This window comes from Rhizobium sp. LCM 4573 (assembly GCF_001854865.1).
Lineage (GTDB): Bacteria > Pseudomonadota > Alphaproteobacteria > Rhizobiales > Rhizobiaceae > Neorhizobium.
In genome coordinates, this window is the sequence record NZ_MDDW01000024.1 from 18,167 (window position 1) to 31,735 (window position 13,569).

The window sequence follows — 13,569 nt, forward strand, 5'->3', positions numbered from 1 at the left end:
CGGATTCTTTCGCTWCAGCCTCTTTCCCAGGCAAGTATTGCATTCAGCGGCCGGAAGGCTTATATGCAGCCTATATTCTTGATCGTCCGATGAAGAGTGGGCCCGACCGGACCCGCTCTTTTTTGTTAGGCGGTCGGAGGAAATAGCCCCAGGTCTATCCCGAGGGGCCAATCATTGCCGGAGAGCTTATGCCGCCAACCGAAAACGAGCCGCGGCTCATCGTCGAGACCGGACTCGACCTCAGGGTCGCCGAAATCATCGAACCCGTACTTGTTGCGATGGACTATCGCCTCGTGCGGGTCCGGCTGATGAACCAGAACGGCACGACGCTTCAGATCATGGCCGAACGCAACGACGGTACCATGACCGTCGAGGATTGCGAAAAGGTCTCCATGGCCATTTCGCCGGTTCTCGATGTGGAAGATCCGATCGATAAAGCGTATCATCTCGAGGTATCCTCGCCGGGCATCGACCGGCCGATGGTCCGCAAATCTGATTTCGGGCGCTGGAGCGGCCACCTGGTGAAATGCGAGACGTCGATCCTCATCGACAACCGCAAGCGGTTCCGGGGCAAGATTTCGGATGCGGACGAGGAAGGTTTCACGATCGAGCGCGATCAGGTTGCCTATGGCGAAGAGCCGCGCGTCAGGATTCCGTTCACGGCACTGTCAGACGCCAAGCTTATCCTGACCGACGATCTGATCCGCGACGCGCTGAAGGCCGAAAAGCTCGCGAAGGCCGAAGCCGCGAACCAGAACGAAGCAGACGAAGAATAACGAACAGAGACATCGGGCCTCCAGAAGAGCCCCATACAATTCGACCTACGGAGACCAACGACAATGGCAGTGAGTGCGAACCGGCTTGAACTTCTGCAGATCGCGGATGCAGTGGCGCGCGAAAAGGTCATCGACCGCGAGATCGTGCTGGCTGCGATGGCCGACGCCATCCAGAAGGCTGCCCGCTCCCGCTACGGCTCGGAAACCAATATCCGCGCCGACATCAACTCCAAGACCGRCGAAATCCGCCTCCAGCGCCTGCTGGAAGTGGTGGAACAGGCCGAGGACTATACGACCCAAATTCCGCTCGAGCTTGCTCGCRACCGCAATCCGGACGCCAAGATCGGTGATTTCATCGCCGATCCGCTGCCGCCGATGGACTTCGGCCGCATCGCCGCGCAATCGGCCAAGCAGGTGATCGTGCAGAAGGTGCGCGAAGCCGAGCGCGACCGTCAGTATGACGAGTTCAAGGACCGTGTCGGCGAGATCGTCAACGGTACCGTCAAGCGCGTCGAATACGGCAACGTCATCGTCGACCTCGGCCGTGGCGAAGGCATCATTCGCCGCGACGAGATGATCCCGCGCGAAACGTTGCGCTACGGCGACCGCGTCCGTGCCTATGTCTACGAAGTGCGCCGCGAGCAGCGCGGTCCGCAGATCTTCCTGTCGCGCACCCATCCGCAGTTCATGGTCAAGCTCTTCACCATGGAAGTGCCGGAAATCTATGACGGCATCATCCAGATCAAGTCCGTCGCCCGCGATCCGGGCTCGCGCGCCAAGATCGCCGTGATATCGAACGACAGCTCGATCGACCCGGTCGGCGCCTGCGTCGGTATGCGCGGTTCGCGCGTTCAGGCGGTGGTCGGCGAGCTGCAGGGCGAGAAGATCGACATCATTCCGTGGAGCCAGGACCCGGCCTCGTTCATCGTCAACGCGCTTCAGCCGGCGGAAGTCGCCAAGGTGGTTCTCGACGAGGACGCCGAACGCATCGAAGTCGTGGTACCGGACGAGCAGCTTTCGCTCGCCATCGGCCGCCGCGGCCAGAACGTTCGTCTCGCTTCGCAGCTCACCGGCTGGGATATCGACATCATGACGGAGCAGGAAGAGTCCGAGCGCCGCCAGAAGGAATTCAACGAGCGCACCAACCTGTTCATGGAAGCGCTCGACGTCGACGAGATGATCGGCCAGGTGCTCGCCTCCGAAGGTTTCGCGCAGGTCGAGGAACTCGCCTATGTCGAACTCGACGAAATCTCCTCGATCGAGGGCTTCGACGAAGACACGGCGAACGAAATCCAGATGCGTGCCCGCGAATATCTCGAGCGCCTGGAAGCCGAGATGGACGCCAAGCGCAAGGAACTTGGCGTTTCCGACGAGCTGCGCCAGATCCAAGGCCTGAACGGCCCGATGCTGGTGGCGCTCGGCGAGGACGGCATCAAGACGGTCGAGGATTTCGCCGGCTGCGCCGCCGACGACCTCGTGGGCTGGAGCGAGCGCAAGGATGGCGAGACCAAGAAATACGAGGGCCTGTTCTCCAAGCTGGACGTGTCGCGCGTCGAGGCCGAGAACATGATCGTCCAGGCTCGCCTGCTCGCCGGCTGGATCACGGAAGAGGATCTCGCTCGTGAGGCTGCGGAAACCGAAGAAGTGGAAGAAGCCGAAGAGGCGGACGCCGCCGAACAGGAATGATGCCGCTCGTGAGCGAACCGCATGAAGACGATGACGGGCGGAGCGACGCTATCGTGAACGACCGTACCTGCATCGTCACCCGCGAGACCGGATCGCCGGAAACGCTGATCCGCTTCGTGGCGGCACCCGATGGACGGGTGGTGCCGGATTTGAAGCGGCAGCTCCCCGGCAGGGGATGCTGGGTAAAGGCGGAACGGGCGCTGGTGGACCGGGCGGCGCAGAAAAAACTCTTTGCCCGGGCGCTCCGCACCGAGGCAAAGGCCGATGCCGATCTCGGCGCACTGGTCGATCGGCTGATCGCCGCCGACCTGGCCGGCATGATGAACATGGCGCGCAAGGCGGGCCAGTTCATCACGGGCGCAATGAAGGTGGATGCCGCCGTTCGCTCCGGCGCGGCGGTCGCGGTCTTTCACGCGGCGGATGCCGCAGCAGACGGGGTGAGAAAGATAGACCAGGCCCGCAAGGCCCGGTCGTTCGGCGAAGAAGCCGGACAAACCATACCGTCCTTTTCGCTCTTCACGAGCGCGGAAATGGACGAACTGATGGGCCAGAATGCTTTTATCCATGCTTGCGCGCTTGCAGGGCAGGCGGGTGAGGGTGTAGTGAAGCGCGCAACCATGCTCGAAAAGTACCGAGGGTTCGGTCAATCCGGGGCAGAGGGCGGCGCTGGCCAGCCAAAACAATGACGCGGTCACCGRCAGGGGCCGGCCGCCGCACTGGAATGCACGCATCGAAAAACGAGGTCTGATGTCGCCATCCGATCCTCGTTTGAAGGAACAGGAACGGAATGACCGACAACAAAGACGACAAGACACTCAGCGTTACGGGCAAGAAGACGCTTACCCTGAAGCCCTCGGGGATGAGCCAGGGCACCGTGCGCCAGGATATCGGTCGCGGTCGCAGCAAGGCGGTCGTGGTCGAAACGCGCAAGCGCCGTCCTCTTCGCCCCGAAGACGAAAAGCCGACTTTCACGCCCGCACCGCAGGCGCCGCGGCCGGTAGAAGCCGCCCAGCCGGTGCAGCAGCAGCGTCCGCAGCCGCGCGTTCACCAGCCCGCGCCTCAGGGACAGCGTCCTCAGGCCCCGCAGGGCCAGCGGCCGCAATCCTCCGGGACGCAGCGCCCGAACGTGCTCCACGATCTCTCCGCCGGAGAGATGGAGGCACGCCGCCGCGCGCTGGTCGAGGCTCAGGCCCGCGAAGTCGAAGAAGCCAAGCAGCGCGCCGAGGAAGAAGCGCGCCGCAGGGCCGAAGAGGAACGCCGCAAGGCCGAGGAAGCCGCCGAGGCTGCACGCCGCGCGGCCGAGCCGGCTCCGGAGCCGGTCGAGGAACCCGCACAGCCGGCCACCCAAGCTCCGGCTCCGGCCGCAGCAAGGGCCGCCGATCGCGTTGCGCCGGCTCGGCCGGCGGAAGAGCGTCCGCAGCCGGCCAGGACCGCAGCCGCTCCGCAACCGGCGCCCGCCGGTCGCGGCCGCCGTCCGGGAGACGAGGAAGATGACGATCGCGGTCCGGCACGCAGCATACCCGGCCGCGGCCGGGTTGCCGCTCCGGCGCCCGCCAAGGTTCCTGCCCGCCCCAAGGGCGACGAAGGCCGCCGCCAGGGCAAGCTTACCGTGACCACGGCCGCCGTGGACGAGGAAGGCGCATCCCGCGGCCGTTCGCTCGCTTCGATCCGCCGCCGGCAGGAAAAGTTCCGCCGCAGCCAGATGCAGGAGCCGCGCGAGAAGGTGGTGCGTGAAGTCATTCTTCCCGAGACCATTACCATCCAGGAACTGTCGCAGCGCATGTCCGAGCGCTCCGTGGACGTCATCAAGTACCTGATGAAGGAAGGTCAGATGATGAAGCCGGGCGACGTCATCGACGCCGACCTTGCGGAACTGATCGCCACCGAATTCGGCCATACGGTCAAGCGCGTCTCCGAGTCCGACATCGAGGAAGGCATCTTCGACGTTGCCGACAACGAAGGCGAGATGCTGTCGCGTCCGCCGGTCGTGACTATCATGGGCCATGTCGACCACGGCAAGACTTCGCTGCTCGATGCAATCCGGCACGCCAATGTCGTCGCTGGTGAAGCCGGCGGCATCACCCAGCATATCGGCGCCTATCAGGTGGAGCAGAACGGCCAGAAGATCACCTTCATCGATACTCCCGGCCACGCCGCCTTCACCGCCATGCGCGCCCGCGGCGCCCAGGCAACCGACATCGCGATCCTAGTGGTCGCGGCCGACGACAGCGTGATGCCGCAGACGGTGGAATCCATCAATCACGCCAAGGCGGCCGGCGTTCCGATCATCGTGGCGATCAACAAGGTCGACAAGCCGACGGCCAACCCGCAGAAGGTGCGGACCGAACTGCTGCAGCACGAAGTCTTCGTGGAAAGCATGGGTGGTGAAGTGCTCGACGTCGAAGTATCGGCGAAGAACCAGACCAACCTCGACAAGCTGCTCGAAGCGATCCTGCTGCAGGCGGAAATCCTGGACCTCAAGGCCAATCCGAACCGGACGGCCGAGGGCACGGTCATCGAAGCCCAGCTCGACCGCGGCCGCGGCTCCGTCGCGACCGTTCTGGTACAGAAGGGTACGCTGAGACCCGGCCAGATCATCGTCGCCGGCGATCAGTGGGGCCGCGTTCGCGCGCTCGTCAACGACAAGGGCGAGCATGTGAAGGAAGCTGGGCCTGCCATGCCGGTTGAAGTGCTCGGGCTTTCCGGCACGCCTGCGGCCGGCGACAAGTTCGCCGTCGTCGAAAGCGAAAGCCGCGCCCGCGAGATTTCCGAGTACCGCCAGCGGCTTGCCCGCGACAAGGCGGCTGCCCGCCAGTCCGGCTCGCGCGGCTCGCTCGAGCAGATGATGAGCCAGCTCCAGGCTTCCGGCCTCAAGGAGTTCCCGCTGGTCATCAAGGGCGACGTGCAGGGTTCGATCGAAGCCATCATTGGCGCACTCGACAAGCTCGGCACGGACGAAGTCCGCGCCCGCGTCGTACACTCGGGCGCAGGCGGTATCACCGAATCGGATATCTCGCTTGCCGAGGCATCGGATGCGGCGATCATCGGCTTCAACGTTCGCGCCAATGCCCAGGCTCGTGCCTTCGCCGAGCGTTCCGGCATCGAGATCCGCTATTACAACATCATCTACGACTTGGTGGATGATGTGAAGGCGGCGATGTCGGGCCTGCTTTCGCCCGAGCGCCGCGAGACCTTCCTCGGCAATGCCGAAATCCTGGAAGTGTTCAACATCACCAAGATCGGCAAGGTCGCGGGTTGCCGCGTCACGGAAGGCAAGGTCGAGCGTGGTGCCGGCGTACGCCTCATCCGCGACAACGTCGTCATCCACGAAGGCAAGCTCAAGACGCTCAAGCGCTTCAAGGACGAAGTCTCCGAAGTGCCGGTTGGCCAGGAATGCGGCATGGCCTTCGAGAATTACGAGGATATCCGCGCCGGCGACGTCATCGAGTGCTTCCGCGTGGAGCATGTCACGCGCACGCTCTGAGCGCCGGGCCAAGCAAACAGAAACCGCCGGAGATTTCCGGCGGTTTTTTCTTGTCAGATCAAGAGGGATGAGGAGGAGAGTTCATGGCAGTTTCRTTCGATCTCAGCGGCAAGACGGYGATCGTCACCGGTGCTAATACAGGACTAGGCCAGGCGATCGCRGTCGCGCTTGCGGGTGCGGGCGCCGACGTCGCCCTGGTGGGGCGTTCATCCATGGCCGAGACGGAAGCGGCCATTGCCGCCCAAGGCCGCGGAAGAAGCCACATGATCAAGGCGGATCTGTCTACCATAGAGCCGGCCGGCGAGGTGATCGATGCCGCTCTCGCCTGGACCGGCCGCGCGGACATCCTCGTTAACAATGCCGGCATCATCCGCCGCGCCGACGCGATCGACTTCACCGAAGCCGACTGGGACGCAGTGATGGACGTGAACCTGAAGACGGTATTCTTCCTTTCCCAGGCCTTCGCGCGTCATCTGATAGGCCAGGGCAAGACCGGCAAGATCATCAACATCGCCTCGCTGCTTTCCTTCCAGGGCGGCATACGCATTCCTTCCTACACCGCCTCCAAGAGCGGGCTTGCAGGGCTGACGCGGCTTCTCGCCTGCGAGTGGGCCGGCAGGGGCATCAACGTGAACGCAATCGCGCCCGGCTACTTCTCGACCAACAATACCGAAGCCCTCCGGAACGATCCCGACCGCAACGCGGCGATCCTGGGACGCATTCCGGCCGGACACTGGGGCGCGCCCGAAGAACTCGGGGGGGCAGCAGTCTTCCTTGCCTCACCCGCCTCGGACTATGTGCACGGTATCGTACTGCCGGTCGACGGCGGCTGGCTGGCGCGCTGACCGGACTCACGCGCCGGCACTTTTCATGGGGCGGCGCCCGTCGCCCATGGTGTTTTGCCAATCGCGCCGGTTACCCGGCGCCGCCGCGCTCCATAATGTGAGCGCCGCTCTCAACTTATTAGTTGCCAAAGCAAGTCAACTTTAATATCGGGATAGCAACACCTCACGGGCCGCCCGGAACAACCGGGCGATGACCGGATGGTTTTGTTTGCCGGAGCAGGCACGCGTAAGAGCAGCGCAGCCTGCTTGTTTTCATATCCGGAGAGTTGTCTGCCATGTCTTTTGCCAAAAAGCCCGTTTCTTCCACCCATCGGCCGCGTCTGGTTCTTCTGGCGGCCCTGATGCTGACGGCGCCTGCGGCGATCGCGCAGACGCAGGAAACGAGTCCCCCGCAGGTTACGGCGCCCGAAGCGCCTGCCAGCCAAGGACAGGCACCGGCGTCCATTCCTGCCCCTGGCCCCGCCCTGGCCGCCCCCTCCGATACAGCGCCTTCGGAAACCGCACCTAGCGCCTCCTCCCCGGCGGAAGCTCCCGCTGCTCAGCCGGGCTCGCCGGCAGCGCCGGATGCCGGTACACAGCAGGCGCAAACTCCTTCGGCCCCCGTCCCCGCTGCGCCTTCCGCACCTACCGATGCAGCTCAGGCGGCTCCGGCCCAGACGCCGGCGGCCGATGCCGCCCCGACGGAAGAGCCTGCGGATATGTTCACGCAGTTCCTGGAGCCCGAGCAGCGCTCCGACCTGCCCCACAATCTTTCGCCCTGGGGCATGTTCATGGCTGCCGACTGGGTGGTGAAGGGTGTGATGATCGGGCTTGCCTTCGCTTCGCTCGTGACCTGGACGGTCGGGCTTGCCAAGGCGCTGGAGATCGCCGGCGCGAAGACCCGCGCCAACCGCACGATCAAGGTGATCCGCACCTCGCGGACGCTTTCGGACGCCGTGGAGGCGGTCGAGCGCCGCGGAGGCCCTGCCGCTCTGATGCTGCGAGCGGCTGCCGAGGAAGTGGAGCTTTCGGAAGCCGCGATCGATCACACCCATGGGGAAGGCGTGAAGGAGCGCGTATCCTCGGCGCTTTCGCGCATCGAAGCCTATGCGGGCCGGCGCATGTCGCGCGGCACGGGCGTGCTGGCGACGATCGGCTCCACCGCTCCGTTCGTCGGCCTCTTCGGCACAGTATGGGGCATCATGAACTCCTTCATCGGCATTTCCGAATCGCAGACCACGAACCTTGCGGTGGTGGCGCCCGGTATCGCCGAAGCCCTGCTGGCCACCGCGATCGGCCTTGTCGCCGCCATTCCGGCGGTGGTCATCTACAACGTCTTCRCCCGCTCGATCACCGGTTATCGCCAGCTCCTGGCGGATGCCGCAGCCGGCGTGGAGCGCCTCGTCAGCCGGGATCTGGATTTCCGCAAGATCCCGCCTGGCCGGAAAGCATCGGTATCGCTGGTAGCAGGGGAGTAAGGCCATGGCCGGCGGCATCCGCGAAAACCACGGCGACGAGCTTTCGGAAAACCATGAAATAAACGTGACGCCGTTCATCGACGTCATGCTGGTTCTCCTGATCATCTTCATGGTGGCGGCCCCGCTCGCCACGGTCGATGTCAATGTCGACCTGCCCGCGTCCTCCGCCAAGCCGGCGGAACGGCCGGACGAGCCTCTCTACCTCACGGTCAAGGAAGACCTGACCCTCAATCTCGGCAATGATGCGGTCACACGGGAAGCCCTTGCGGCCGCACTCGAGCAGACCACGCAGGGCAACAAGGATACGCGCATCTTCCTGCGCGCCGACAAGGCGGTCGACTATGGCCAGTTCATGGAAGTCATGAACCTGCTGCGTGACGCCGGCTATCTGAAAATCGCACTGGTGGGCCTGGAAAGCGTTTCCAGCGCCGCTGCCGCACCGGCTTCCGACGCTGCTCAGCCGGCCGCCACGCAGCCCTCCGCCGGGGGAGGCGCTCCATGAGCACGCTTGCCTTCCGCAGCAGCCCCACGGGGCGTCTCGGAGAGCTCGCGCTCTGGAGYGGCGCGGCCGTGCTGATGCTTTCGGTGCATGTCGCGGGCGCAGTCTATCTCATGCGCCAGGAGCCGGTAGCGGCTGCCGACAACCAGCCCCCTGCGGCAATCATGATCGAGCTTGCTCCCGAGCCCGAGGCGGCAAATGTGGAAGAAGATCAGGTCGCCACGGAAACGGTGGATTCTCAGGAAGTGCAAAGCGCTTCCAACGAACCGGAGCCGGAACCCCTGCCGGAGCCCGTTCCCGAACCCGTTGTGGAGCCTGAACCAATCGAACCGCCGCCGCCTCAAGACGTGGCGGAACCCGTGGAGCCGGAGCCCGCTCCAGAACCCGAACCGGTCGAGGAAATCGACCCGATCGAACAGCAGGTGCTGGCGGCGCTGGAAAATGTCGAGGTACCGCTTCCTGTCACGCGCCCTCAGCCGGTGAAGGAAAAGCCGAAGCCCGAGCCCAAGAAGGTTGAGAAGCCCAAGCCAGAGAAGAAGGTCGCCGAGAGACCGAAGCAGCGGCAGCCGCAGGCTCAGAAGGAAGCGARCCAGGCGAAGCTGCAGACTCGTGAATCGAACCGCACGGCTGCCAGCAAAACTTCGGAAGGCTCTTCAAGTTCGGGTAAAAGCAAGGCCGATTGGACAACGAAAGTCAGAACAAAAGTCTCCCRCATAGCGAATCGGCGCAATTGCCCAGGCGATGGTACGGTGACCGTCAGCATCCGTGTTGATGGCTCCGGAAACATCGCATCGTACTCGGTCAGCCGGTCTTCTGGTGATTCCCGGATCGACAATTATGTGGTTTCCGCAGTCCAGAAGGCATCTCCCGTGCCGGCTCCGCCACCGGGAGAAAGCGGGGCCCTWCAACTTCCGTTCCATTGTCAGTCATAACCGGTGCGAAATGAGAACAACCACAGGAAGCCTCCTGTGGTTGCTTTTAGTGATCTTGCCCTGRGGCGATCACAGATCGTGCGCCACATTCTGTGGCCGCGATCGATGTTCTACGGTTATCTCGTGAGATGATGTCGGGGAAATTGAACCAGAAAAGCAAAAAAGCCTGGCGCGGGAGGAGGAGGCGCCAGGCTTTTTAAACTTGATCGGCAATTGGGAGGAGGAGGATATTGCCGATCTCTATCCAACTTCGCTGGGAGGAGGAGTGCGTCGTTGGATGACCTCCATATAGGCTAATCGATTAAGCACGCCAAGCCCCGCTGCTGCAACGCAGCAATGCGCTGGACGCAATGCTTGAGCATCCGCCCAGATCTGCATCACCTGCCCGCGATCCACCGAAAGGCGAGGCGCGGCGGCGGGCCACAAGCCCGTATCCTTCCCTGGAAACGTGGTTTATAGCGGACGCAAGAACACGTGCGGACGGAGACGGGCATGCAGGCAATACGGTACCATGAAGGAGATATTTCGGCGGAAGACGCGGCGCGCTATACGGGCGCGATCGCAATCGACACCGAGACGCTCGGCCTCGTGCCGCGGCGCGACCGCCTCTGCGTCGTGCAGCTTTCGCCGGGAGACGGCTCGGCGGACATCATCCGCATCGCCGCCGGCCAGCGCGAGGCTCCGAACCTGGTCGCCATGCTTGCCGATCCCAATCGTCAAAAGATCTTCCATTACGGACGTTTCGACATTGCCGTGCTCTTCCATACGTTCGGCGTGACGACGACACCCGTCTTCTGCACCAAGATAGCCTCCCGGCTGACCCGCACCTATACCGACCGACACGGCCTCAAAGACAACCTCAAGGAGATGCTGGACATCGACGTCTCCAAGGCGCAGCAGCAATCGGATTGGGCGGCCGAGATGCTTTCCCCGGCGCAGCTCGAATATGCCGCCTCCGACGTGCTCCACCTGCATGCCCTTGCCCAGAAACTCACCGAGCGCCTGATCCGCGACGGGCGCATGGAACTGGCGCAGGCCTGCTTCACCTTCCTGCCCACGCGCGCCAAGCTGGACCTGCTCGGCTGGGAAGAAACCGACATCTTCGCCCATAGCTGATGGAACAGCGGGTTTCGAAAGCCCGGCCCGTCCATGAGACGGGTCCCTATCTCGAGCCGGTGCGTCTTGTCGTCCGGCGGGCACTGACCGCGCTTCCCTGGTGRCTTTCCGAGTTCATCCTCTTCGGGCTGAAACAGGCCTGGGCCTGCCTGTTCGCGGCGATCATGCTCGGGCTCATCATCGCCACCAAACTCGTCTGGCAGCCGGATTGGCCGCTTTACCGCTACGACGCGCTGTTCCTTGCCGCCCTGACCATCCAGGCTCTTTTCCTGCGCTTCAAGATGGAGAGCTGGGAGGAGGCCAGGGTCATCCTGATCTATCACGTTACCGGCACGATCATGGAGATCTTCAAGGTTCACATGGGCTCGTGGGCTTATCCAGAACCGGCAATCTTTCAGATTGCGGGCGTGCCGCTGTTTTCCGGCTTCATGTATGCYGCAATCGGTTCTTTCATGGCCCGCACGATCCGCATCTTCGACATGCGGTTCACGCATTATCCGCCGAAGTGGCAGACCCTGCTGCTTGCGGCCGCGATCTACGTGAACTTTTTCACCCACCACTATCTGCCGGACGCGCGCTATGTGCTGTTTGCCGCAACCGTGATCGTCTTCCGGCGCGTCCACATTCTCTTCACCACCGACCGGACGACCTTGYATATGCCGCTGGTCGTCGCCGCCTTCCTCTCGTCGTTCTTTCTCTGGATTGCGGAGAATATCGGAACGATTACCGGCACCTGGCTTTACCCAACCCAGCGTGCCTGGCACGTGGTCTCGCTCGGCAAGCTCGGATCGTGGTATCTGCTTCTCTATGTGAGCTTCGTGCTGGTGACGCTGGTTCTGAAGCCGCGAGCACCGGATTCTCGCTAACGGACGTGGCAGCCGACCCGCACAAGCCCGTCTAACAGATCGAGACCCAATACATTTGCGGAATGTTAACCATTTTCGCACACTAAAAGGGTGTATTCGGCGTTGGCGATGCCATGAGGCATCCCGGCCGCAGCGCCGCTCCGCTGTGAAAACACTTCACCACTAGCCGAGCTGTCTCCCGACACCATGGAGCGAGCCATGCTGCCTCCGGTTAGTGCCACGTTCAGGCCGCGCGCCGATCACCCGAGCCCTGCGCCGCCGGCTGCTGTGCAGCCACCGCCCAACACCGGCAATTCCAATAGCGCCCCTCTAGAGGCCGAGATGAGCGCCAGCACGCTTGCCAGCGGACGGCTCGACATCCTCTCGCTCGCCGGCCAGCTATCCCTGGCGCGGGGACTATCGGTCCTTGCCGAAACGATCGGCAAGCTCCTGAAGATCGACCGGCAGGATGGCGAACCGCTCGCCGATTATGCTCAACGGCTGGCGGAAGCGATCCGGGCATTAAGCCCGGCCGATCGGGCGGCGCTGGAGCGCAGCCTCAACCAAATCGTCAGAGGCGTTTCGCTGCGCCTGCTTGCCGAAATACTCAAGAACCCGGCAGGCCCCAAGGCGGCACAACTCAGCCTTCGCATGGAAATGGCTCAATTCCTTGGGCGCGATCTCGCCGCAAGAGCCGTCGCCAGCTCCTATCGCCAGAATGCGGGAGCCACGCTTCTGCTCGGTTCCCCTGCCCGGCCGTCATCCCCGATCCAGCCTCCGCCTCCGGCCACGACCGCACCCGGCCCTGCGGCCAATGTAACGGGAGAGCCACGACCGCCGGGCGCGAGCGCGACCACTCCCGTAGAAGCTGGAGCCGCTCGCGGAGAAAGGCGCCCGCCTCAACCTCAAGGGATTTTCATCGGTGCTTCCGGCAGCGGAGACGTCGGAGTTCCTGGGCAAAGGGCGATGGAGACATCCTTGCCGACGAGACCGGTGCCCCGCGTCGACCAGACTGCACCGGCAAGAGCCGGAGGCGCGAAGCCCGGAATGGCCGAAGCTCCGATCCATGCGAACGAGGGCAATCCCCCCGGCCGGGCAAGCGGCAATATCGCCGCTGGAATGGCAGGCGAACGGCGTGTTACTGAAAGGCCATCTGCAGGCGCTCGTCCATCGCCTTCATCCTCGCCGCTGCTCTATGACGCGCCCGCGCTCATCCGCATGTCGCAACGCTCCGCCGAGCCGGAGCAGACACGCCACCCGCAACGGGTGCCCTACGATCCGGAACGGCTGGCGCTCGCAGCCCTAACAGAATGGCTGACGGAGGCGTTTTCCGGAGAGGGCGAAGCAAGGCCGCTTCGCTCTGGCGCATTTCTTTCCCAAGGCAGTTCCACGGATACTCCCGAAGCACAGRCCCAGACCGCGGCCCTTCCCGACGAGGAGCCCACCGGACGCGCGAACGRCAATCCTCCGGTCAGTGAAAGTGCATCCGATGCGATGAGAGTGCCGGCCAGGCTTGCCGAGGGGGCGCAGGCTGCCAAGGCCGGGCCGCCGCTTCCGCCGGAACTCATGGCCCAGCAGATGGCGACAATGCCGCAACAGGCGGCTGCGGCCGTTCGCGAAGGACTGGTACTCCCCTATGTCACCTATCCGCCGGCCGCCGAGGAACCGGAAGCCGAGAAGCCGAAGGCGCGGCAAGTGGACCGGACCGACGAGGACGGCGAACAGCAATCCTCTGGGCAAGGCAGCTTCAATGGCCGGGACGAAGAAGCCGGACAGGAGAAAGCCGGCGAAGAAGAGGGTGATCCATCCGCCCAGGATGCGGATGCGGCAGCGCAGGCGCAAGATTACTATTTGCGGATGGCCGGCTGGTCCTGATCCTCGGTTAAACCGAGGATGACGAGGGTTTTAACCGACGTTAACGAAAGATAT

General features: G+C 63.6%; 11 protein-coding genes. All 11 read left to right on the plus strand.

Going from position 1 to position 13,569, the window contains the following annotated elements; all coding sequences use genetic code 11:
* The first annotated feature begins 188 nt into the window (after nucleotides 1–188).
* On the plus strand, nucleotides 189–776 hold the full coding sequence (gene rimP, locus LCM4573_RS18550) for a ribosome maturation factor RimP (protein ID WP_071007865.1): 588 nt from the start codon (nucleotides 189–191) through the stop codon (nucleotides 774–776).
* Nucleotides 777–839: 63 nt separating this feature from the next.
* On the plus strand, nucleotides 840–2,462 hold the full coding sequence (gene nusA / locus LCM4573_RS18555; RefSeq protein ID WP_071007866.1) for a transcription termination factor NusA: 1,623 nt from the start codon (nucleotides 840–842) through the stop codon (nucleotides 2,460–2,462).
* A complete protein-coding gene (locus LCM4573_RS18560) occupies nucleotides 2,462–3,148 on the plus strand; it encodes an RNA-binding protein (protein WP_071007971.1) in 687 nt (228 codons plus the stop codon). The genes nusA and LCM4573_RS18560 overlap by 1 nt, the downstream gene beginning before the upstream one ends.
* A 101-nt stretch (nucleotides 3,149–3,249) precedes the next feature.
* Nucleotides 3,250–5,946, plus strand: a complete 2,697-nt coding sequence (infB, locus tag LCM4573_RS18565) for a translation initiation factor IF-2 (protein ID WP_071007867.1) — start codon at nucleotides 3,250–3,252, stop codon at nucleotides 5,944–5,946.
* Between the two features lie 83 nt (nucleotides 5,947–6,029).
* On the plus strand, nucleotides 6,030–6,791 hold the full coding sequence (kduD, locus tag LCM4573_RS18570; protein WP_071007868.1) for a 2-dehydro-3-deoxy-D-gluconate 5-dehydrogenase KduD: 762 nt from the start codon (nucleotides 6,030–6,032) through the stop codon (nucleotides 6,789–6,791).
* A gap of 254 nt (nucleotides 6,792–7,045) precedes the next feature.
* Nucleotides 7,046–8,248, plus strand: a complete 1,203-nt coding sequence (gene exbB, locus LCM4573_RS18575) for a tonB-system energizer ExbB (protein WP_407071755.1) — start codon at nucleotides 7,046–7,048, stop codon at nucleotides 8,246–8,248.
* 4 nt (nucleotides 8,249–8,252) lie between these two features.
* Nucleotides 8,253–8,750, plus strand: coding sequence for a TonB system transport protein ExbD (gene exbD, locus LCM4573_RS18580; protein WP_071007870.1), 498 nt, complete (start codon nucleotides 8,253–8,255; stop codon nucleotides 8,748–8,750).
* A 161-nt stretch (nucleotides 8,751–8,911) separates the two neighbouring features.
* On the plus strand, nucleotides 8,912–9,679 hold the full coding sequence (locus LCM4573_RS18585; RefSeq protein ID WP_244505364.1) for a TonB family protein: 768 nt from the start codon (nucleotides 8,912–8,914) through the stop codon (nucleotides 9,677–9,679).
* A 492-nt stretch (nucleotides 9,680–10,171) separates the two neighbouring features.
* Nucleotides 10,172–10,795 (plus strand): ribonuclease D, encoded by a 624-nt coding sequence (locus LCM4573_RS18590; protein ID WP_071007872.1) that lies wholly within the window; start codon nucleotides 10,172–10,174, stop codon nucleotides 10,793–10,795.
* Nucleotides 10,795–11,661, plus strand: coding sequence for a DUF817 domain-containing protein (locus LCM4573_RS18595; RefSeq protein WP_071007873.1), 867 nt, complete (start codon nucleotides 10,795–10,797; stop codon nucleotides 11,659–11,661). Before LCM4573_RS18590 ends, LCM4573_RS18595 begins: the two co-directional genes overlap by 1 nt.
* A 321-nt stretch (nucleotides 11,662–11,982) precedes the next feature.
* On the plus strand, nucleotides 11,983–13,515 hold the full coding sequence (locus LCM4573_RS18600) for a hypothetical protein (RefSeq protein ID WP_071007874.1): 1,533 nt from the start codon (nucleotides 11,983–11,985) through the stop codon (nucleotides 13,513–13,515).
* Nucleotides 13,516–13,569: the final 54 nt, after the last annotated feature.